Below are 22564 nucleotides of genomic sequence, written 5' to 3' on the forward strand. Positions count from 1 at the left end.
AGCTCTTTTTCCTACTCATCTGAGTTATTAAATTTCGCTAACGCGTAAATACCTTCTTCATCATCTAATTCAAGTTGTAATCTCGCCGCAAATGAATTGACATTATATTCTCTGTCAAGTAATAAGCGTAGTGCTTCGATTAAGTTCGCTTGAATTAAAATTTGCTGGCGACCATTTACCTCTACTTCAGCAGAAAAACCATAGTCATCGTCGTACATAAGTTCAACTAAAACTTCTTCTGGACCAACTTGTCTTTTTTCAGCGATATATACGCAAAGGGCATTGATCAGTTCTTGTTCAGAAATTTTTATCGTTTCCATGCTACTTCATCTTCCTTTTTCTTACGTTGATCTTTGAAGTATTTAAATGCACGAATTGCTAACATTACGATACCAGCCATTACTAACATATTTACCATAAATGCTAATACAGAACCAAGAGCTCCCATATTTGCAAATAAGCTACCCATTAGTAAACCACCGAGACCACCTAGTAATAAACCTTTCATAAAGCTTCCTTTATTACTTTTTGGTGCTGTATTTGTTGCTTTTGTTTTTGAATCAGGAGTCGTTTTTTGAGAATTTACATTTGAGTCTTTTTTGTTTAAATCAACTTTTGACTTTTGACCTGAACTTGGTGTAAACGACTTTTTACCAGATTTGTAACTCTTCGCTGCTGCGTGATCTACAAACATGAAGCTACTAGCTCCAAAGATAACCATGAATGCTGTCATGACTGCTACAAGTTTTTTCAACATATTATATCCATTCTCCTTTTATATAGATATATGTGAAATCTACCTTTCTAGTAAATTCAGAATGATAGATTTATTTTTAAAAACATTTTAAAGGTTCTTATGAACTTATTATATGAACTTTTGTCGAAATATGCAAGTGTTATTTACTTCCGACAGTTTAGTGACAAAGGAAAAATTAAGCAAAACAGAATTGACTTTAAATGAAACAAAACATATTATAGGTTCATAAGAACTTTTTATTATTTATGGAGGTGAAAAGATGGAAACATTTCATCTCACACGAAACGAAATGGCTACCCTTCTTCTATCATTAAGAGGATGGAATACGAAAAAGCCTCTCGGTATTTTACAAGAAGCTTGGGCAAAGTCACATAAAAAAGATATTGAAAGCGGACAAAGCGTAACTGCTTTTATCACTACCGCACTTTCACCTATTTTTGAAAAACTGATAAAAATTGACGATACAGACGTCGGTTTCTCTTTAAATGAAATAGTCGCGCTTGGCAATCAGATCGAAAACACAAGTTTCTCTGTAACTGCCATGCAAAACTGGGTGAAACGAGATATAAAAGAAATGATTGGCTCTCCTCAAAAAGGAAAAAAATATTCAATTGAACAAGCAGCCTTACTATTCATTGTTGAAGATTTAAAAACAGCACTTGATTTTGAATCCATTCGTAAGCTATTACGCCTTATCGTAAACGACCCAGCCGATCGAAGTGATGACTTAATCAATCCTGTTCATTTATATGGAGCATACTCTTCTCTATTTGAAGAACTCAATCAAGGGAATTGCTTACAATTAAATGCAACAGATACAATCCATACAATTGAAAACATCGTAAAAGAAAGAGCTGATAAAATTGCAAGCAAGTTCGATCAGGTTAATAACGAACAACGTGAAGCAATCCGTAACGCCATTATTATCGCCACACTTTCTGTACATACCGCATATGTACAAATGTTAGCGAAACGTTACGTAACAGCAACTTTATTTCTACAAAATTTAGATGTGAAGCCGTAAAAAAACAAGCATCCCCCTATCTTATATGTAGAACTGGGAGATGCTTGTTTTTTATATCAATATAAGATGCAAAAATCGTTTACATATAAGTTTCATTTTACAATTGCTCTTGATTATGTAATTATCATTACTAATCTATAATTCATTCAACAATCTTCATTTCGTGCTATTAAATGCCTATTAGATTTTCTCGATAAACTTAATTACATCATCGTTGTAATTGTATTTATCATTAATTTCTCGCAATAATTCAATATCGTGAGTATGAGTTTTTCCAGTCTCGAGCAATTCGCGATATAAATCAATATAAGGAAGATTTTTACTAATAGCGTTTTTTAATTCCTTTTCTACATCATAAGAAACTTTTTTAAATCTCACCTCCGCAATCCCTGCCTCATCAATCTCAAGAATTGCATACTGAGCACGTAAGTCAGAGTTTAGCTTATTCCACTTGTAAAAAGGTTGTCCAACTGTTCCTGTGTTAATAATTAATTGATCATTGCTACTATAGCGCAACAATTGATGGTGGGTATGAGCGTAAATCGCAATATCATATTCACGATCAAATAACCGATCAAACTGTTCCTGATTATTAGTGGGCCACAAATCTCCTCCGTAATTTTTATTTTGTAAATTATGACTAATACTGATTGATAAATCATTAACCTGTTTTATTATCTGTAATGGTAAATTTTTAATATGCTTAATATAGTTTTCATCCAAGTTTTCACATTGATACTGAACTAATCTAGAAACATAAATATCAGTTGCGTTATCAATATCAATGTTTTTATTAAGAACGTCAAGAAAGCTATCTTCCCAGTTTCCTTGTACATAAGTATCAACGTTAATACTTTCTAACATTTCAAATAAATCATTCGATCCAGAACCTGGCATAATTAAATCTCCTAAAAACCAATACTCAGTCACACTTTCTTTCATAGAATCTTCGATAACTGCTTTTAAAGCAGTTGCATTTCCATGTACATCTGCCAGTAATGCAATTTTATGTTTCATGTATTTTATTCACTCTCCCTAATTCACGCTATATTCAGAACTAAATACACATACTTTTTTCTTTCGATACCGTTTCCTCTTTCTTAACTTTAATCATTTCGTACACTTTCACTTCATTCTCTATATACGATTTTATTTTTTTTAGTCCAGCTTTCTCATAACAACGAATTGCCCTCTTGTTATCTTCCCTAACTTGCAATAGAACTGCTTCTATATCAGGGTCTAAAAATGATTTATTAATAAAATACTTTGTAATCTCCGTCCCAAGCCCTTTTGAATATAAATTCGAAACGCCGATGAGAATAGAGTATTCCATCACATATGTATCATCATATTTCGTCTTTTTTAATCCGACCCTCCCTATTACTTCATCCTTCACTACTATTACATGATAACTTGCATAAGAACGCGACAATTTTTCGGCCCAGTACTGACGAAGCTCTTCGATTGTATATCGCTTAAATGGTTTTATATCCGCTATGTTATGTAATTTTTCATCGTTATACCATTCTAATATAACTGGTAAATCATCCATTTCTAAAAGGCGTTCTTTCCAATCCACATTTCCACCTCATCCATTTTATGTTTTCAAACTAATTAAATTGAATATGCATATTCTTTTTTAGGTAACCTTACTATCTCTCGAATAAAAGGGGATTTTTCTACAATATCCTCTAGCTGCCCCTCACTATAGACGTAAATACCACCTACATATGAACTGTACGCCTTTTTCTCAGTTATTATCGCTAAATTGTTGTTTTCCTTTTTAAAATCACCCTCCACCCCTTTTTGAAATGATAAACTTTTAGCACCCAAAAAATAAAGTTGAATTAACGCCACTAATTGTTTGTCCTCTGATTTTGCAAAGCACTGAATTTCATGTAAAATCATTTCATCTTGTAACGGAAGAAAGTCTTCTACTAGTAAATCTTCTTTATAAAAGAAATTTTGTAATTCAGGAGTATAGAACTTAAGATTTTTTTCCATTACCTTTCGAAAAATGGATTGCAACAATAAATCTTTTCCCATTACAAACGGATGACCAAAGCCATTATTATAAAGTCCTTCTTTCATTTTCATTAGTTGTTCAATCAAAGGGATTCCAGATTCTTCAATTACAAGTTTACCATTAATAAAACGCATACTAGCAATCAGTTCTTCAATTCTTAAACCCTCTAATTCAAGATTAGAATAATATAAATCTCTATTCCAAAAATCTAATTGATCCATGCCTAATGAATTAAATAATAGTTCATCTATAATTAGAAAAACTCCATCTTCTGTTAAAGCTTTCATTACATCATCTAATAATCCAGGGGTCTGATTTAAAATCGTGCGTATTTCTTCGTCCTCTTGAATGATTCGTATAGTCCACTCACCATGATCTTCACCTGATATTTGTTGAAAACAATGCGAATACGGGCCATGGCCAATATCGTGTAGAAGTGCTACAACAGATAATAATTCCCTCTCATATTCTGATAAACGAATATCACCAATACCCGTAAGAAGTTCTATCACTCTATTTACAAGTACATATACACCTATTGAATGTTCTTTCCTCGTATGTATTGCGTTTTCGTGTAAAAAGTATGTATGTCCCTGCTGTTTAATATAAGCCAACCTTTGAAATGCTTTTGTATCTATCAATTGAAGAATATATCTATCCTGAATAGATATTGGTCCATAAATCGGATCTGTAATATACATATGTTCTCCTCCTATTTTTGTAAATTAAAGACCTTCACCATTATACTTAATTTTCAGTCTATTATCATTGGAATATGAGAAATTTTTAATAATCTTTTCATTCTCTCTTCATAAAAATTGAACTTATATACTTTACTATAATACTTATAAAGGACATAAAAGAATTGAAATAGCAATCCCCTATACAAATAAGGTATAATCTACACATAGTGAATCTTTTATATTATTAACTATAAGGTTCACCTATTCAAAAATACATAAACTAGAAGGTGCAACAATGGTAAGTAGTTTTATTCACTCAGTATTAGCATTTTTTGAAGGGCTAGGTTATTGGGGCATTATGCTTGGACTTATGATTGAGATTATTCCAAGTGAGATTGTCCTTGCTTATGCGGGATTCCTAGTATTCAATGGTAGTATCTCATTTTTAGGCGCAGTTGTGTTTGGTACAATTGGTGGTGTTATTGCTCAAATCTTTATTTATTGGATTGGCCGATACGGCGGACGCCCTATATTAGAACGTTATGGAAAATATATTTTCATACATAAAAAACAAATAGATGCTGCAGAAGATTGGTTTAATCGTTACGGAACTGGCGTCATTTTTACAGCACGCTTCATTCCAGTAGTGCGTCATGCGATTTCAATTCCTGCTGGTATTACAAAAATGTCATTCCTACGTTTCACTACGTTAACAGCACTCGCAATCATCCCTTGGTCTATCATTTTCATTTACTTAGGTGAAAAACTAGGTGAAAATTGGGAGAATATTAATGATATCGCCGGACCATATGTGAAATCATTCGCAATTGGTGGCGTCATACTTATTTTTTTATACTTCGTTATAAAAAAATGGACAAAAAAACGTAAAATTTTGCGTAAAAATATATAATAAAAACCGCTATACATTCATTACGAATGTTAGCGGTTTTTATTATAGGCTTGATTTTGTATTAGAAATTGTATTATTTCTTCTTTGTGCTTTAAGTCATGTTGAATGAGTGATGAAAAGTAATGATTTAATTTCACTTTTTTAGTGCCAAATTGGTAGACATTATAAAAATATTGGGTGGGAATTCGCTCAATTTCATCCACTAACTGTTTACGAGTAACACTGAATTGATTTAATAGTCCTTCTTTTGAAATACCAGATCTCGCATATTTAATTGCTCCCTTATTCATTTCCTCAACATCTATTGGAACATTTGGTACAGATTGTCCACTTATAAAGTATGCAATTCTATCCTTTATTAAAAACACGTCCCAAACTATAAAATGTGAAATCACATCCGCAATTGCCCATGAACCTTCTCTTAATGCCTGAAACCATATATCATCAGGTACTTGCTGTAATGTTTGACACCATTCTATTATATTTAACTTTTCTTCTAAAATATTTTCTTTCTTCATTATGCATTCCTTTCTCGCACTTGTAATTCATTCATATGAATATCTTCTAGGAATTATATAAAAAGCCTCCATAATTATGTGGATAAGCAACAATTCACTCATTCATTTCGTATATTATCTCAAAAAGGAGTGATTCCCCTATGCATTGGCAACAAAAAATACAATACTTAATCGGACGCCCTATTGGTATTTCCTTCATAAATGGGCAAGGAACCTCTGGTGTATTATGTTCAGCACATGATGGTCAATTATATGTGTATGAATACCTTTATCAAGCGCAGTTCGCAATGAAGCATTATGATTTTAGCCAAATTCAAGATATACATGCCTTTCCGAATTGCCCACATCAAAATCCTCTATACTAAAAAAAGGAACAGCTTATAGCCGTTCCTTTTTCTCCACACTTATTTCTCAGTATAAAAGTTTTGCACTGCTTCATCAAAGTAAATCCAGCCTTTCCAACCTAAATGAATTGTATCTTTTAAGAAATACTTATCATATTCATGGCCAGAGAAATCGACTACTGGATACCCAGCTTTCTCAACTTGTTCCCTAACTTTTTTATAATACACTTCACGGCGCTCTTTAGGGAAACCAGCGTAATCATACCACGGTCCATTTACAGGTACAGAAATAAAGAGCGGCTTGACATTTTTCTCTTTAAAAATATTTAAAACAATTTGTAAGTCATCATATTCTGGTGATTCGTCATATGATTCATTTGCTCTAAAGTTTTTTAAACCTTTTAACTTTTTCTTCAAATTATGTTTATAGTAATATGGATTTTCAATTCCGAATGTGTTTGTAGTAGATTCCGCTTTCCCTTCTTCTTCCGCATGTTTACGTGCATCTACCCAAGAAATTGAACGTAGTCCCACATTTGTTTTTTCTTTCATCGGCTCAATCTTAAATATGGAGTTAAATAAATCTCTATGATCTAAAATATTTCGATGCATATAAGCAAGTGGTTTAACTAAACCCGCTTTTACGTTATGTTTCGTATCATTAAATACAATACCTTCTAAGGAATTTTTTAATATATCATCTTCTTGAACAACTTTATAATCTAAAAGTCGTTTCGCAATTTGCTTCTTCATTTCTACATTTATTTTATCATTAAAAATAAAATGATATGCTTGTTGTTTAGAGAAATTGTTCGTAAAATCCCCCTGCGATACACCAGTCTTTGTAAACCATTGTGGTGATAAAACAAAGACTACTTTTTTACCTTCTAACTCATCCATTGTAGATGTCATATTTAATATATGAGCTAAACTTTGTGTACCGCCAATCCCAATTAAATATGGCGTAAAACCAGCGGGATTTACTTTGAAATAATTAGACGGATGATATGCATCCATTCGTAAAAATTCAGATGAACCGTACATCGGTAAATACTGCGAATTCTCTAACATTTTCTGTTGCAAGAATACACTTTGTAATTTTTCTTTTTGTAAGGAAGTTGCCGCATCTTCTACCTTCTTATCACTAATCAGTGATACTAAACTTTTCGATGGGATGAGTATGATAATAAAAAAAAGCACACACGCTAAAATTATGGGACCAAAGGCATGCTTCATTTTCATTTTTTATTCCTCTTCCTATCGCAATTAAATTGTAACCCTTGTCTTTGACACGTCATCATTTCTCTCCTTTTTCTCTATACATGTTCCATTCTATTTATCTATTATATACATGTATGTATTTCTTTCCTTGTTCTATTAAGACCTATATATAGCGCAAGAAAATGTTTCCATAGAAACACGTTAATTATACAAGATTCTACATACATTTCACACTGAAATTTTAGTAATAATTTTATTTTTTAACAATGAAAAAACATATGAAATGTCTAGAATTCTTCGGATGATGTATTGAGTTCAAAATATGATAATAAGCGCCCGCTATAATCAACTTCATGAGTATATATAAACCCTAGATTTCGTAAAAGTTTTTTCGAGTTCTCATTTGCTACTTTTACTCTAGCAATTATTCTTTTTACATTCATCATCTCTTTTGCATATTGAATGGAAGCCTTTGCTGCTTCTGACGCATATCCATTTCCCCAATATTCTGGATCAAGTAAATACATAATTTCTATTTCACCTGTTTCATCTATTTTTCTTAAACCACAATGTCCTAAAAGCTCTCCTGTATTTCTATTAACTAACAACCATACCCCGAAACCATACTGTTCCCAATGTGATATTAGTTGCATAATATAGTCCTTTGCTTCTTCCTTTGACATTCCCTTTGATTTAGCAAGCCATTTGCCAACAGCCTCTTCTTTTACTATGCTATAAAATTGATCAACATCTTCTATAATGGGCTTTCTCATGAATAACCTTTTTGTATGTATTACTTTCTTTTCTTCAAACATAAAACTTCATTCCCCTCCAAAATTTTATACAGACTAGTAAATTATACCATGTACTATTTACCCGACTTTAACTAAAAAACAGACTACCACAAACGTGGAGTCTGTTTTCTCATCCTTTATTTTTGTACATCTGCCCACTTTAAACTTGTTGCTGGTCCAAATTGATGTACGTATAAATCTTTCACATACGGCTTTTGTAAGTACGATAATCCGCGCTGGAATACTGGAGCAATTACCGCATCATCCAGCAACATCTTCTCAGCATCTTGCAATGCTTTCCAACGGGTTTTTTCATCATTACCTAATTCTGTTTTAATCTTCTTAATTAACGCATCATATTCTGGATTTGCATATTCAGTATTGTTTACACTGCTTCCAGAAAGGAATACTTCTAAGTAAGTCATTGGATCTGGATAATCTGGTAACCAGCGTGATAACGACATTTCATATTCTTTCTTCTTCTCTAGCGCTAATTTTTGCGTGTGTGGTTGTAATTTCACATTTACCTTTAAGCCAGGTAAGTTTTTCTCAAGCTGCTCTTTAATATATTCTCCTACTTTTTTGAAGTTTTCTAAATCATAGTTTAATAACTCAAGCGTTACTTCATTTGTACCTGTTTCTTGCTTCGCCTTTTCCCAATATTCTTTCGCCTGTTTTACATCCGTTTTATTAAACTCACCTGCTGTACTTCTAAAATCTTTTTTATCTGGACCTTTTAAAAATCCTTTTGGCACGTAATAGTTTGCAGCAACCGAACCATCATTTAAAAATGAAGTCGCAAGTCCTTTCTTATCAAACACTGTACTTAGTGCAAGACGTGCATTTTTATTTTTAAGAATCGGTACATTTTCATTGAATCGGAAGAAGTACATAACCGGATCTGTATATTGTTTAAGCTCTTTATTATTTTTATATTTATCTACGAATTCAGTTGAAATGACAGCTCGATCAACTTTATCTGTTTCATATAAATTTACCGCAGTTGAAATTTCTTTAACAATTTGATAATTTACTTCATCTAGCTTCACTTCTTTTTTATCCCAATACTTATCGTTTTTCTTCATCGTAAAACTAGCTTCATGCTTCCAATCAGCTAATGTAAATGGCCCATTATATACCGCTTTATTTGCTTCTAATCCGTATTTATCACCTTGTTCTTTCGCATATTTTTCGTTAATTGGATAGAACGATGGTAAAATAAGTAATTTCGTAAAATACGGTACAGGATGTTCTAACTCTACAACGAATGTTTTATCATCCGTCGCTTTCACTCCTAATTCCTCTAACCCTAGTTGTTTCTTATTTATTTTCTCCGCATTTTTCACATCGTACGCAATGTATGCATATTGAGAAGCCGTATCCGGATTAATAAGCTGCTTCCAAGCATATACGTAATCTTGCGCTGTTACTGGATCTCCGTTAGACCACTTCGCATCACGCAAGTGGAATGTATATGTTTTCCCATCTTTACTCACTTCATATTTTTGTGCTCCAGCCTCAATCACTTCATCGTTTTTCGATAAGCGGAATAATCCTTCCATGACGTTATTTAAAACGTTAAATGATACTGCATCTGTTACTTTCCCTGAATTTAATGACGGAATTTCACCCGTTTCTAGTAACTGTAATACTTTCTTCTCATCTTTTGGCTTTGTCGTTGTTTTTTCTTTTGCGCAGCCAACTAAAATTGAAGAAACGAATAGAGTACTAACTAATGAGTAACGAACAACTTTTTTCATTTGAAAACCCCCTCTATTTTTTTAGGTAAGTAACGACGGGCGCCAGCGTATTCTTCTATATATCCTGGTGTATTTAGCGGTATAATCTCTACCGATCTTTCAGCTCTCGGTGAGTGAATCATATTTCCATCACCAATGTACATCCCCACATGATGAACACTGCCTTTCCCTTGATCATGTGCAAAGAAGATTAAATCTCCTTTTTGTAAATGTTCTTTATCAACTGCAACTCCATTTCTCGATTGCGGACCAGAATCTCGTGGAATTGTAATACCGTGCGATTTATAAATCGTATGTGTAAATCCAGAGCAATCAAATCCGAAGCCACTTGTACCAGCCCAAATGTACGGTAATCCTAAAAACATTTTCCCTGTGTTTATTAGATCATCGGCCGCCGGGGTTGGAATATCATTTTGAGAACGGTAAACCGTTCCATCATGTTTTCGTAGCCAAGCTTTCTGCCCATTTGGTAGCAACACGCGGTATGAAATCGTATCTTCACTAAGTAGCGGCAGTCGCGTATTATAGCTCACTTCAAGCGATTTATGTTTTTCAGAAGGATTTATATATAAAATGGCTGTCGGTTTCGTTACTAATACGAAAGGTTTATTTGTTTTATCTGCAAATTCTTGATTATATGTTAACTGTTTTTCAGGCATCCATCCTGGGTAGCCTTCTTCATTTCGAGGTGTTGGCTGACCATGGACTAACACTTTCACCCAATCCCCTTTTTTATCTACAACTGTTACTTCTTGGCCTAATAACGCTTGCGTTTCTAATTTATTTGCACTTGTTAACCAAAGTTTCTCATCAAGCGTCATCGATTTCGTCCACTTCCACAAATCAACTGGATTTGTAGCACTTGGTGCATCAATTGGCCGTAATGAATCAGGCGTGGTCCAAAGTGTTGCGGCAGATACATCGATAAACGCCTTACTATCTTTCTTTTCTTCAGCATTTGCTGATGTAAACGATGAAAATATAAATAAAGTTGTTAAAAATGCAGTTCCTACTTTTTTCATACATATCCCCCTTAAAAGATAATTTACTAGTCTCTTCTCCTAAGATTTACTATTCACTGTCGATTGAAGGTTTACCTTTGATCCAGAATAAGTCATTCCTTCCGGTTCTTCCATTAACCAAAGTGGCGCATCAAGATCGAAGTAATGAATATTAGGATGTGCAGCAGCTAAATGTGCAACAGCGCTAACAGAAAGAGAAGATTCCATCATGCTTCCTACCATACATTTCACACCAGCTGCTTCTGCGATATCGGCAATACGCCACGCTTCACGTATGCCTCCACATTTCATTAATTTAATATTGATTAAGTCTGCATATCTTCCTTGCACAATTTTTAATGCATCACTCGCTGAAAATATGCTTTCATCTGCCATAATAGGTGTTTGTACATGATCTTTGACGTACTTTAATCCATCCCAATCTTTCGCATGAACAGGTTGTTCAATAAATTCAATATTTAAATTGCGATTTTCCATCTCTTTAATGATAGAAACTGCCTCTTTTGGATTCCACCCTTGATTTGCATCTAATCGTAACGTCGTATTTTTTGGTACGCTATTTCGAATCGCTTCAATACGTTCTAAGTCTAAGTGTGCAGATTTCCCCACTTTAATTTTTAAAGTTTGAAATCCTTTTTCTACATGTTGCTTTGCCTCTTTCGCCATAATGAAAGGCTCATCTACACTCACCGTAATATCTGTATGAATTTCTTTCTTCCCGCCTAATAATGCGTAAAGTGGAATGTTATGATATTGACAATACACATCATATAATGCGATATCTACCGCGGCTTTCGCACTTGGATTTCCAATGCAACTCATTTGGATGTGCTGTAGTAACTGCTGAAATTGAATGATATCTTGACCAATTAAATTGGAACGCATCGGCCCTAAAATTGCTTCTTCAATCCCGTTAGCGAAATCCCCCGTAATAACCGGTGTTGCAGCTGCTGCACCCTTGCCAACAATTCCTTCATCTGTATGAATATATACATCTATACTTTCTATTTCGGTTACGGTACGAAGCGCGGTTTTAAACGGTGTATGAAGATTTACACGTCTACGATTTACTTTTACATCGGTAATTTTCATTTTGTTCATCCTTTCGTTGTCTGGCAAAACGGATCCTTAATTCTCAACTTTTTTGGAGCAAAAGATCTCCGTTTTCGCTTACTTTTCATATAGAAGGTAAATGTGAAATAAAAAAATCCAGCCATAAGAAGATTCTTACGGCTGGATTTTGTCTATGAATGGGTAGACAAAGCAGCGATTTGATTATATTTTTTCTGTGCATCTTTTAATGCTACAAGTAATGCTTTTTGAGACGAACCGAAATAACGATCTTTTATTTCCATTACTAATTCTGGGTCATTAATATTTTTATGTAGAAATAAATATTTAACAAATTGAGATGTTAATGCAATTGTCGCTGAGCAATCTGCATCTACAATTTCCCCAGTCTCCTTAACAAGTACAAACGCTACAAAATAGCTTTTAAACTTTTCGGTAATGGGATTATTTTGAGGTGCTTTCGCATCCCCTACGACATAAATTGTATTTGAAGCGTACACAGCTCTCTTCCTTTCTAATACGGGATAACGGTTTTCTTAATAGTCGTATGAGTGATAAACTCAACATGGATTAAAAAATGTATCCGCTTACCTTGTATTATAATACAATTGACAGAATTTTAACAACATTTATTTTCGTATATATTCCATAAGTATAAAAACAGCTCCAGCTCTTCATTTTTACAATATGTAATTGTTTCTTGTACCATGACATTCCTACATGAAAAAACAGCTAGCTATCGCTAACTGTTCTATTACACTATTTCGGCAACACAAATATAGTTTCATTTGACTTAGAAAATTGATATTCTTTTCTCGCAAACTTCAAAATTTCTTCATCATCATCTGTTAAATTTTCTATGTTAGTCTTTAAAGAAGCCTCATCTTTCTTTAAAGAAACCAATTGTTTTTTTTGATTCGTAATTGTATCTTTTTTTTCTACAATTATTTCTTGTTGTTTCGTTAAAATAAATTGAACGTACAAAGTAGCCGCCGCAATAAATATAAACATGAATATAAATCGTCTTAGTTTTTTCTTATTAATTGCTCGATTTTCATTAGACTGTGATAGTTGTTCTTGTATATTAGGAACATTTATTCGCTTGAGTTTCCTCATTATGAAATCCCCCTAACACATATATTTTCACTACCATCGGCATGATTTCTTATTAACTTTAATTCTATTCTTATAAAATAAGCTCCTTCACAAAAATATCTCACTAATTAACCAATTAAAGATAGCATTCGACGACATTTCCATATTTACATTGCATTTTTTTATGTATGCTGGCATAAAATAGTAGTTTCTGTTATTCTTTTTCTACTATTGTAGAAGAGTTTTTTTACATACAAAGTTCTCCTTGTTTTAACATGGTTACAAGGAGAAAAGAGATGCATTTTCGTACATTCGATAAACTAGAATGACTGTTTAAGAGCTTAAGTTTAGAGCATAGATCATACCTATATACACTCAAAATAAGAAAAAAGCCCAATTTGGGCTTTTTTAATTTTGTAAATCAATATCATATTCCATATTTTTGGCCGTTTCTTCAGCGATCTCCACACCTAGCAAATTTTTCACAATATGAAATGACATGTTAATACCAGCTGAAATACCTGCCGATGTAATAATATGTCCTTCATCTACAAATTTCACATTCTCCATTACTTCTACATTCGGAAAATCTTTTTTAAAAGTTTGAATACTAGCCCAATGTGTTGTTGCTTTTAACCCTTCCAGTAAACCAGCTTTCGCGAGTAATAACGCTCCGGTACAAACTGAAGTCATTAGCTTTACTTCTTTCATTTGCTGACGAACCCAATTTATTACAATATCATTTTTCACTTCATTTTCCCGTGCGCCTTTACCACCTGGAATGATTAATATATCAACTGGTGGTAAATCTTCAATACTATAATCAGGCTTTACCTTTAATCCGTTCCTTGCTGTAATCATTTCTCCATTTTGGCTAACTGTATAAACAGTAAATGGTTTCTCTTCATGTACTTTAGTGATAGAAAAAACTTCAAATGGCCCTGCAAAATCTAACACTTCCACCTCATTAAATAAAAATATCCCTACACTCCATTTATTCATCACACGTTCACTCCCTGTTGCAAATAATGTAAAAGGTGAGTATGACCTTTTTCTAAGGCTATATCATAGGCTGTTTTCTCATCATCACACTCTTCTATATGTTCTGTTGATTATTATAAATTCCTTTTTTAATTATAGTTTACATAATAATATTATCTATTTAACATTTATCTTTTATTTTAAATATTAAAATTTCCCGCTAAAATAATGCTAATCATGTTTAGTATGGAGGAGAAATTATGTTACACGTAATACCTTTAAATAGTGAAGACTATGATTTAATTAAAGCGGCTGAAAAAGTAATCGAAAAAAACTATAAATATGGTCGTCATCATATCGGTTCAGCTGTACGAACTAAAACGGGTAATATTTATGCAGCAGTGCATGTTGAAGCGAATGTTGGAAGAATAACAGTATGTGGTGAAGCTATGGCAATTGGAAAATCTATTTCAGAAGGTGATCATGAATTTGATACCATTGTAGCAGTTGCACACCCACACCCTCATGAAGATATAGAAAAATGTTGGGTTGTTGCTCCATGTGGGATGTGTCGAGAATTAATAAGTGATTACGGAAAAAATACGAATGTTATACTCTCTTATAATGGTGAACTTGTAAAATGTAACGTAATGGAATTATTACCTGAAAAGTATACAAGTGAAGTAGAATAATTATTCCTGTGTTCCATTCATCTTATAATATTATTCCAATAAAAAACAATCCGTTTTAAAAACGGATTGTTTTTTTATTTCTGTTTTATGCAGTTTATTTTATTTTTCTATTTTTTAAAATAAATAAATTATCATTAACAAAAATGAAATTAAAAACATTTAAGTTTATTACATTTTTTCATTTAAAAACAAAAATGCGTTTTCCCCTTACATTCGATAAATATTAATATAAAATCTCTAAAATCAGCAGTCTTATCATACCAATCTATAACAATTCTGTCTTCTTCCCTTACCTGTTTCCTTTAACACATATGATTTTAATACAAGCGCCGTTAATGAATCTGTTAATGTTTTATATGATAAATTAGATAATGCCAATAGATCGTTCGTATATAACATTCTATGCTTCTCTAATAATAATAGTACTAATCGTTCAGACGGTTTTAATGCCTCATCACTTTCTAGTATAAAGTCTATATTTTTCATTTCTCTAATTATTACTCCTTATATAAAAAAATACTTACGCAACTAATTTAATATAAAAATAATACATAACAAAATTCGAAATATATTAAAATAACATTGTTTTAAAACACTATTATACTATAACATAGAAAAAGCATTTCCCGAAATAGGAAATGCTTTTTTATTGCTTATAGAATTCTTCAAACCATACATTATATTTCAAATATTGATCCGTACAATTCCCTACAAACTTCTCTGATCATTCAAAAGTATTTGTAGTACATCAAGTTCTACTAAAATGAGTTAACCATTTTCCGGCATTTTGTTCTACCTTAAATATTTCTTGCGATGTGCGGCTTACTGTAATGACTTGTTCCACCACCGCCTACTACTACTTTACCGCCTTGTTCGAAAATTAATAATTTACTTGAACCATCTGCAAGAAGTACTATTACTTCAGCATTATTACTTGTTGCTACATAAATTATATAACCACTTTTTGATAGACAAGTTTCCCAATTCGCATCAAATTCTGATCTTACTACACGATTTGAATACACTTGATTTTCAATTCTATCTTGTTCTTCGTTTGCCAAATTGATCCCCTACCTTTCTAAAATATCATTTATAGAAACATTACAGTTCTATTTAAAATAGTGACTGTCTTTAATATAAATAGTATATGTAGTTAGTAGAAGGATGCTTGGACAATGAAAACGTAATAGCATGTAAATAATATACAATTAAAACAAGACAATCGATATTGTATCGATTGCCTTGTTTTCTTACATACTTCTTTATTTTTCTTTTCGCACAGCTTCAAAAGTAAACATTTGATTTGCATTTGACGGTTTTTTTTCAAAAACATAGTCAGCAGAGCAAGTAATATTAGAGAAACCAATACTTTCTAAAAGAAGTTTAAACTCTTCTATTCCATACCAACACACCGCAAAGCGTTGCAATTCCGTTTGCACTAACTGCCCTTTACTCCATTTTTCATATTTTAAATAGGATAGAGTAACTTGGTTCAGCCAATCTATTTCAATTGATTTATTTTCTAATGTAATTCCGTCACCATTTGGTAAAGAAAAAGTCGATGTATGAATCTCCCCCGTCTTCCAGTCATACGGAAGCATAATATCTACGATTAATCGTCCGCCTGGATTAAGGTGTTCATAAAAACATTTCAATGCATTTATAGAATCCTCTCGATTTTCAATTAAGCAAAAAGAACCAGTAGGAATAATAATTGCCTCATATTTATGCGGAAGTGAAAATTGTTGTAAGCTTCCTTCATATAAATTAGGGTGTAAGCCTCTCTCTTTGCATCTTATACGGCACGATTCTAGCATCTCAGGTGAATAGTCAATCCCATCTACTGTAAAACCAGCCTCAAGAAGCGGGATGATGACACGCCCTGATCCTACTGCTGCTTCGAGAATTCTTCCTCTACAATTTTTTAAACGTTTTTCGTAATACTCAATATCACCATTTAAAGAATAACCGACAGGCTTTGTGTAATCATAAAGTTCCGTGCAAAGTGTACTATAAAAACTAAACATTTATTTTCTCCTCCGTTTTTTACGTACGGAAGATTTCCATTCAACTAATCTTCCTGTACCTGTATTTTTAATAAAAATTCGAAAGAGCTGACTGTCATACTATATCACTCACTTTCCATAGAATATAATCATATTTTATAATATTTCCTTTGAAATGCCAATGTAAATAATGAAAATTCAAACTCTTTACCGAAAGGAGGATATGATGAATTCATTCACTATATTTCTTTTACTTCTTATTGCTTTTAATGCTCTAATTTTCTTTATAGCGAAGAAATATAGGCAAATATGGAAAATATCTAGTGGTATTTTCATTCTTGCTGCCCCCATTGTTTTCTTCGCCACTTTGCACATAATTGGCGAAAAAGTAGGCGATGGATTCGCTGGAGGTTTTGCTGGGCTTACATTTAGTGGCCTATTGATCATAAATGCAATTTTTTTATTTATTGTAAGCCTTTTTGTATCTACCAATAAACATTCACATTAAACTCTCCCTTTCAAAATGTAAAGAGGTTGTCTCATAAGTCTCTTTCGAAGTAAAATCACATGAAATTGAAAAGGAAGAAACGTTATTAAATCAACGTTTCTTCCTTTCACTTTCTATTCGGTTTTGGCTAAAAAGCACCTTTTGGGACAGCCTCTTTATCCATAACTATTTATTTCACAATTGGCAATGTCACTTCACTTAATTTCACTGTAAGCTTCGTGCCCGCTTTCGGTCTAATTGTATAATCATAGTCGCTAGCAATTAAAACGACTCCTATTTGATGCCCAGCTTTAAAGACATAATCATCTGGCTGCATGTCCCATGTAAATGTATAATCTTTGCCTGGTTGAATCGCTGTTGAATTTTCTATACTTTTTACGTTTTGTGGATCCATCCAGCCTCGTGTTACGATTTCCGGCTTCGTTCCTCCGTAATCAACAAGTAATGCTGTTAAATTTGATACAGATCGATCAATATTTCCTGTAATTGAAATCTTTGGTGTACCACTTATACGCGTATCTTTTTGCAGTACAGGCATTGTATACACTAATCGATTGGCTACTTCTAATTCTGGATTTGCTACTAATTCGTTTGATTTCATTTTTGCATCATCTACGAATGAAAACATCTTATTAACAGAACCCATACTGAATGGTAAATTAACTGCTTTATTACTTAAATACATTCGCACTTTTGACGGTACAGCTGCTGAATCTGGCCAGTTTTTTAATTTTTCCCATGTTTTATTTTCACGTTGTACATCAACCATTGGCTCATTCATAATCCCATTTTCAATTCCATATAACCAATAATCGAACCATTTATTTTGTGTTCTTTGCCAGTCATTCGTTGATGTTCCACCGTGTCCACCTTGATGTAGCCACATTTTACGAGGAACATCATTCTCTCCAAGCGCTTCCCACCATTGCGCGAACTGCTTCGTTTTTACATTCCAATCATTTAAACCATGAACAACAAACACACTCGCCTTTATATTTTTAGCATCTTTTACATAATTTCGTTTATCCCAAAAATCATTATAATTACCAGTTTTCCGGTCCTGTCCGGCTGTTAGCTCTTTTATTACTTGTCCGCAAACTTCAGGGTTTTCCCTTGTTAATACTGCTTCTGCCATATTATCTGTATCTTCTCCTTGGTATCCACCTGGCGCAATCACTGCACCGTTTGCACGATAATAATCATACCAACTACTAATCGCTGCGATTGGAATAATTGTTTTCAACCCTTCAACGCCTGTCGTCGCAACAGCATTTGGTAACGTACCATTATAAGAGACTCCTGTCATACCGACATCTCCCGTTGACCAATCAGCTTTAACTTCCTCACCATTTTCTTTATATGCTTTCGCACGTCCATTTACCCAATCAATTACAGATTTCGTCCCTAATATTTCTTGCTCATCCCCAGTCGTCGGACACCCATCTGATTTCCCAGTTCCAATACTTTCACCTAAAATGACTGCATAGCCTCTTGGTACATAATAATTTCCATACGAACCAAGATTAACAGCTCCATACGGTTTCCCTTCATACGCATACAATTCTTCATCTACGTTATATACAGGAACATCTTTTAAGCCAGCTCGATATGGACTCATTTCATATATAACAGGAACTTTCACATTCGAATCAGTTTTTGGACGCATAACTTTTACCGATACACGATCCTTTTTTCCATCTCGATCACTATCTACTTCCGTTTCTACAAATAAATTTTCAATAATCGCTTCATCAAGCGAGTAAATCGGTTTTGTCATCCCGTTTTCTAATTCAATTTTCGTGTTTTTTGTCTCTTCCGTCTTCTCTGCAAATACATTCATTGTAAAGCTAGGTATAACTGCCATAGATAGCATTGCTGAAAATGTAATTGCTATACTCTTTTTTCTCAAAATGTCCCCTCCCTAAAATCACTCTCTTTTACTATATAACAAAATGACTGAAAATTCAGTTTTAATAAACTTTAAAAGTTGAGAAACTTAGAGATTTCATATTAAGTAAAATTCAATTCAAATGTGAAATTATTTTTCTCATTCACTCTTTGCTTAGAAATACAAAAAGACAACCAATATCTCTATCGATTGCCTTACATTCCATATATTATTTTTCAATCTCTTTAAAGGTATCTTTTAAATCTTTATCAGATACCTTTATATCTGCATTTTTAAGTATGTCTCTCGTAACTTGTTGATGGAATTGAGGATCTTGTATACGTTGCTGTTCTAATTCTTTACGAATATTCACCTTTTCTTCTTCATACGGTTTAAGCTCTTTTTTACCCGTTAGCTTAATAATATGGTAGCCGAAAGAAGATTTAATAGGCTCACTCACTTGACCAACTTCTAATTTATATGCAGCATCCTCAAACTCTTTTACCATCATACCTGGTCCAAATTCAGATAGATCTCCACCTTTTTCTTTAGAGCCTGGATCCTCTGAATATTGTTTAGCCAGTGCTGCGAAATCTTCGCCATTGTTTAGTTTTTCTTTAATTTCTTTTGCTATCTTTTCATCTTTCACTAAAATATGACTTGCTTGAAGTTTTGGTTTATAATGATTTTTAACTTCTTTTTCCGTCACAGTTGCTTTAATCGCTTTTTCAAACGCAAAAGTAAGCTTTAGCTTCTCTTTCAACTGGTCTTCATTTTTCACACCATTTGATTCCATATACGTATTAAAATTATCGCCCATCTTTGTTTTTAATTCTTTTATTTGTTTTGTTACCTCTTCATCAGTAACTTTGTATTTATCGTTTAATACTTTCTCTACTACCATTTCAGATAAATTTTGTTTCCCGTAATTCTCTTTTAATTTCTTGTTAAAATCACTTTCTGAAATACTCCCTGATTTTGTAGTTACAATATTTTCTGATGAACCACATGCAGATAAAGATAACGTCATTCCCATTAAAACACTACCAATTACGATTTTCTTTCTTATCAAATTCTAATACCTCGCTTTATTAAAATTAAATACAACTATATAAATATAACGTTTCCCTGTGAACTTCACGTGAATTAAATTAAAGTAGGACATTTGCAAATTCTCCATTTAATACCTCAATTTTGAAAATTGCGGTGACTAACTTCTAAAACTATAAAAGGGACTAATATTTCCATTAGTCCTTTTTCATATTTATATAAAATTGAATTTCTCCATCTGTAGAAGAAACTCCATAGTCAAGACCATGTCTTTCTAAAATACTTTTTACTATCGCTAGTCCTAATCCTGTACCTGATTTTTCTTTACTTCGTGAAGAGTCTAAGACATAAAAAGGTTCCCAAATTTTTTCGATATCTTGAATTTGTTCTGCATTAATCCCATTTTTAATTTGAAAATATACACTTTTATTTCTCTCTTCTAAAGTGATTATTATGTTTTGATTTGTTGTATATTTTATTGCGTTAGAAATTAAATTTTGAAACACCATTCCCATTTTATTTAAATCCGCATAAATGACCTGATTTTTAATATTACTGTTCGTCTGCAACTGTATTTCTTTTGAATCCAGTTCAATTTTATGCTTATCTATTATACTTCGGACTAATGGTTCAATAGGGAATTCTTCTTTTTGTAAAACATCTCTTTCTAACTTCGAAAATCGTAATAGTTCTTCAATTAAGTTTGATATTTGATCTGTTTGTTTTATAATTGTATCTACGTATGTCCCATCATCTAACCCATCCTTAATTCCCATAGAATATGCTTTTACTAATGCAATTGGTGTCTTTAATTCATGCGTCACATCACCCATAAATCGTTTTAAATGTTCATTACGATCTGTTAAATCTTGATGTGCTTCATGTAGTGTATCACTCATGATATTAATACTATCGGCTAACTCCCCTATTTCATCGTTCGTTTTCACTTTTGTTCTTTTAAACTTCAAATGTGAAATGTCCTGAGCTACATCACTTAGCTCTTTTAATGGAGTCGTTATTATTTTTGAAAGTATCCACACAAGTAAAATAATAAGAAGGAGTGAGAAACAAAGAATGTATAAATAAAATGTATTTAACGTTTTTATAATTTCGTTAGAATGTGCAATAGAAGTTCCCATTAAAATTATTGTATTATCTTTTGCAATATATTTAGCGAAAAAACTTGCTTTTAACTTCTCTTGATCATATAGTTTATTCGATTGCCCTTCCACTTTCACCTTCATGACTGCATCTTTCGTAATCCACAGTTTATTTAAAACTACTTTCTTTTTCGTAAGTTGCATGCGTAACGATTCGTTCATATCATCTTCTGACTGATTGATTGACGTATATGCAAACGTAACGTTATTTTCGCTTTCAATTGTACGAATTACATCTTCTAACTCATTTACAGATGTATTTTGTATTTGCATTGTAAATTCATTCAAGTTCTCTCTCGTTTTGTAAATATTATATTTCGGTAAAAGATAGTTAATTATTAATAAAGAGATCGTAAAAATAAGAATAACAGTTAAAGAAATGCTGAGAAATAGTTTTTTTCCAAGTTTATTCACTCTGCTCCTCCAAACTATACCCTAAACCACGATGCGTCTTTATAATATTTTCTCCTACTTTTTTACGTAACCTTCTTACATGTGTATCAACAGTTCGCTCTTCTCCAAAATAGTCAAATCCCCATACGATATCTAACAATTTTTTACGAGTCAAAATCATGCCTTTATGACTTAAAAAACACTTTATTAATTCTAGCTCTGTTTTTGTAATATCTAACTCTTTGTCATTTTTATAAACTTTATTTTTCGTAAAATCTATTTTCAAATCTTGAACTTGAATGACATCATCGTGCTGTATAAGCTTTTTCGCTCTAGTGATTAATACACCTGGATGAAATGGTTTTTTTACGTACTCATCTGCCCCGCTTTGAAGCGCTGCTAATTCATCTTCGCTTTCACTTTTCGCCGTAAGCATTAATACTTTTACGCTTGAGTTTTTCTTTATTTCCTTACAAACAGTAATACCACTATGTTTCGGCATCATCCAATCTAAAATAGCTAAATCAATTTTTTCATCATAAAATATTTGAAGTGCTTCTTCTCCATCTTTCGCTAAGAAAACTTCGAAGCCTTCTTTCTCAAAATAAGCTTTTAAAATCCTTAGCATATCTTGTTCATCATCTGTGATTAATACTTTCAT

26 protein-coding genes and 1 pseudogene are annotated in these 22564 nt (G+C 32.7%); 5 read left to right on the forward strand and 22 right to left on the reverse strand.

Features of this window, described 5'->3' with window-relative positions; translation table 11 throughout:
• Positions 1–11: 11 nt before the first annotated feature.
• Positions 12–320 (reverse strand): YxcD family protein, encoded by a 309-nt coding sequence (locus ACTFR9_RS06535; protein WP_000447759.1) that lies wholly within the window; start codon positions 318–320, stop codon positions 12–14.
• Positions 308–757: a hypothetical protein gene (locus ACTFR9_RS06540; RefSeq protein ID WP_000914477.1), complete on the reverse strand. Its 450-nt coding sequence runs from the start codon at positions 755–757 to the stop codon at positions 308–310. Before ACTFR9_RS06540 ends, ACTFR9_RS06535 begins: the two co-directional genes overlap by 13 nt.
• 259 nt (positions 758–1016) lie before the next feature.
• Here ACTFR9_RS06540 and ACTFR9_RS06545 point away from each other — a divergent pair, with 259 nt between their 5' ends.
• Complete coding sequence (locus tag ACTFR9_RS06545; protein WP_000447224.1) at positions 1017–1781, forward strand: DUF1836 domain-containing protein; 765 nt, start codon at positions 1017–1019, stop codon at positions 1779–1781.
• Positions 1782–1961: 180 nt separating this feature from the next.
• Here the strand turns inward: ACTFR9_RS06545 and ACTFR9_RS06550 are convergent, their stop codons facing one another.
• The 3 genes from ACTFR9_RS06550 to ACTFR9_RS06560 are packed head-to-tail and all read right to left on the reverse strand — an operon-like array spanning position 1962 to position 4508.
• A complete protein-coding gene (locus ACTFR9_RS06550; protein ID WP_229136304.1) occupies positions 1962–2798 on the reverse strand; it encodes a metallophosphoesterase family protein in 837 nt (278 codons plus the stop codon).
• A 40-nt stretch (positions 2799–2838) separates the two neighbouring features.
• A complete protein-coding gene (locus ACTFR9_RS06555; protein WP_000383822.1) occupies positions 2839–3360 on the reverse strand; it encodes a GNAT family N-acetyltransferase in 522 nt (173 codons plus the stop codon).
• A 35-nt stretch (positions 3361–3395) separates the two neighbouring features.
• Complete coding sequence (locus tag ACTFR9_RS06560) at positions 3396–4508, reverse strand: HD domain-containing protein (RefSeq protein ID WP_229136303.1); 1113 nt, start codon at positions 4506–4508, stop codon at positions 3396–3398.
• 277 nt (positions 4509–4785) lie between these two features.
• On the opposite strand from ACTFR9_RS06560, the gene ACTFR9_RS06565 reads away from it, so the two are divergent.
• The gene (locus ACTFR9_RS06565) at positions 4786–5400 is read left to right on the forward strand and encodes a DedA family protein (protein ID WP_073541745.1); all 615 of its coding nucleotides are present in this window, start codon (positions 4786–4788) and stop codon (positions 5398–5400) included.
• Between the two features lie 29 nt (positions 5401–5429).
• Here ACTFR9_RS06565 and ACTFR9_RS06570 read toward each other — a convergent pair whose 3' ends face one another.
• On the reverse strand, positions 5430–5918 hold the full coding sequence (locus ACTFR9_RS06570; protein WP_229136302.1) for a DinB family protein: 489 nt from the start codon (positions 5916–5918) through the stop codon (positions 5430–5432).
• Between the two features lie 140 nt (positions 5919–6058).
• Here ACTFR9_RS06570 and ACTFR9_RS06575 point away from each other — a divergent pair, with 140 nt between their 5' ends.
• The gene (locus tag ACTFR9_RS06575; RefSeq protein ID WP_000558707.1) at positions 6059–6283 is read left to right on the forward strand and encodes a hypothetical protein; all 225 of its coding nucleotides are present in this window, start codon (positions 6059–6061) and stop codon (positions 6281–6283) included.
• Positions 6284–6322: 39 nt separating this feature from the next.
• Here the strand turns inward: ACTFR9_RS06575 and dltD are convergent, their stop codons facing one another.
• The 9 genes and pseudogenes from dltD to ACTFR9_RS06620 all read right to left on the reverse strand — a co-directional run.
• Complete coding sequence (dltD, locus tag ACTFR9_RS06580) at positions 6323–7504, reverse strand: D-alanyl-lipoteichoic acid biosynthesis protein DltD (protein ID WP_229136301.1); 1182 nt, start codon at positions 7502–7504, stop codon at positions 6323–6325.
• Between the two features lie 266 nt (positions 7505–7770).
• Positions 7771–8298 carry a GNAT family N-acetyltransferase gene (locus ACTFR9_RS06585; protein WP_000461339.1) on the reverse strand — a complete coding sequence of 176 codons (528 nt, stop codon included), beginning with the start codon at positions 8296–8298 and terminating at the stop codon, positions 7771–7773.
• 116 nt (positions 8299–8414) lie between these two features.
• A complete protein-coding gene (locus tag ACTFR9_RS06590; RefSeq protein ID WP_229136300.1) occupies positions 8415–10037 on the reverse strand; it encodes a peptide ABC transporter substrate-binding protein in 1623 nt (540 codons plus the stop codon).
• Positions 10034–11059, reverse strand: coding sequence for a C40 family peptidase (locus ACTFR9_RS06595; RefSeq protein WP_229136299.1), 1026 nt, complete (start codon positions 11057–11059; stop codon positions 10034–10036). Before ACTFR9_RS06595 ends, ACTFR9_RS06590 begins: the two co-directional genes overlap by 4 nt.
• A gap of 39 nt (positions 11060–11098) precedes the next feature.
• Entirely contained in the window at positions 11099–12160 is a 1062-nt protein-coding gene (locus tag ACTFR9_RS06600; protein ID WP_001997652.1) for a dipeptide epimerase, read from the reverse strand.
• A gap of 143 nt (positions 12161–12303) precedes the next feature.
• Positions 12304–12630, reverse strand: a complete 327-nt coding sequence (locus tag ACTFR9_RS06605) for a DUF3870 domain-containing protein (RefSeq protein ID WP_000271328.1) — start codon at positions 12628–12630, stop codon at positions 12304–12306.
• 259 nt (positions 12631–12889) lie between these two features.
• Complete coding sequence (locus ACTFR9_RS06610; protein ID WP_001228720.1) at positions 12890–13246, reverse strand: FtsB family cell division protein; 357 nt, start codon at positions 13244–13246, stop codon at positions 12890–12892.
• Between the two features lie 387 nt (positions 13247–13633).
• A complete protein-coding gene (locus ACTFR9_RS06615) occupies positions 13634–14230 on the reverse strand; it encodes a DJ-1/PfpI family protein (RefSeq protein WP_000981417.1) in 597 nt (198 codons plus the stop codon).
• Positions 14227–14313 (reverse strand): annotated as a pseudogene (locus ACTFR9_RS06620) (ankyrin repeat domain-containing protein); the annotation flags it as partial. The pseudogene ACTFR9_RS06620 and the gene ACTFR9_RS06615, both read right to left, overlap by 4 nt.
• A 153-nt stretch (positions 14314–14466) precedes the next feature.
• On the opposite strand from ACTFR9_RS06620, the gene ACTFR9_RS06625 reads away from it, so the two are divergent.
• Positions 14467–14898 (forward strand): cytidine deaminase, encoded by a 432-nt coding sequence (locus tag ACTFR9_RS06625; protein WP_000903440.1) that lies wholly within the window; start codon positions 14467–14469, stop codon positions 14896–14898.
• Between the two features lie 255 nt (positions 14899–15153).
• Here the strand turns inward: ACTFR9_RS06625 and ACTFR9_RS06630 are convergent, their stop codons facing one another.
• The 3 genes from ACTFR9_RS06630 to ACTFR9_RS06640 form a co-directional block, all read right to left on the reverse strand.
• Positions 15154–15384 carry a hypothetical protein gene (locus ACTFR9_RS06630; RefSeq protein WP_000789031.1) on the reverse strand — a complete coding sequence of 77 codons (231 nt, stop codon included), beginning with the start codon at positions 15382–15384 and terminating at the stop codon, positions 15154–15156.
• Between the two features lie 311 nt (positions 15385–15695).
• Positions 15696–15959: a hypothetical protein gene (locus tag ACTFR9_RS06635; RefSeq protein WP_001262615.1), complete on the reverse strand. Its 264-nt coding sequence runs from the start codon at positions 15957–15959 to the stop codon at positions 15696–15698.
• Between the two features lie 201 nt (positions 15960–16160).
• Positions 16161–16925: a class I SAM-dependent methyltransferase gene (locus tag ACTFR9_RS06640; protein ID WP_000490900.1), complete on the reverse strand. Its 765-nt coding sequence runs from the start codon at positions 16923–16925 to the stop codon at positions 16161–16163.
• A 205-nt stretch (positions 16926–17130) separates the two neighbouring features.
• Between ACTFR9_RS06640 and ACTFR9_RS06645 the strand changes: the two genes are divergently transcribed.
• Positions 17131–17412, forward strand: a complete 282-nt coding sequence (locus ACTFR9_RS06645; RefSeq protein WP_229136298.1) for a hypothetical protein — start codon at positions 17131–17133, stop codon at positions 17410–17412.
• Between the two features lie 169 nt (positions 17413–17581).
• Here the strand turns inward: ACTFR9_RS06645 and ACTFR9_RS06650 are convergent, their stop codons facing one another.
• The 4 genes from ACTFR9_RS06650 to ACTFR9_RS06665 form a co-directional block, all read right to left on the reverse strand.
• A complete protein-coding gene (locus ACTFR9_RS06650; protein WP_001227890.1) occupies positions 17582–19321 on the reverse strand; it encodes a Xaa-Pro dipeptidyl-peptidase in 1740 nt (579 codons plus the stop codon).
• Positions 19322–19529: 208 nt separating this feature from the next.
• A complete protein-coding gene (locus ACTFR9_RS06655; protein WP_000619728.1) occupies positions 19530–20372 on the reverse strand; it encodes a peptidylprolyl isomerase PrsA in 843 nt (280 codons plus the stop codon).
• Positions 20373–20547: 175 nt separating this feature from the next.
• A complete protein-coding gene (locus tag ACTFR9_RS06660) occupies positions 20548–21924 on the reverse strand; it encodes a sensor histidine kinase (RefSeq protein WP_001037244.1) in 1377 nt (458 codons plus the stop codon).
• Positions 21917–22564, reverse strand: a complete 648-nt coding sequence (locus ACTFR9_RS06665) for a response regulator transcription factor (protein ID WP_000866097.1) — start codon at positions 22562–22564, stop codon at positions 21917–21919. The genes ACTFR9_RS06660 and ACTFR9_RS06665 overlap by 8 nt, the downstream gene beginning before the upstream one ends.

Source organism: Bacillus cereus group sp. MYBK222-1 (assembly GCF_051916425.1).
GTDB classification, from domain to species: Bacteria; Bacillota; Bacilli; order Bacillales; family Bacillaceae_G; genus Bacillus_A; species Bacillus_A paranthracis.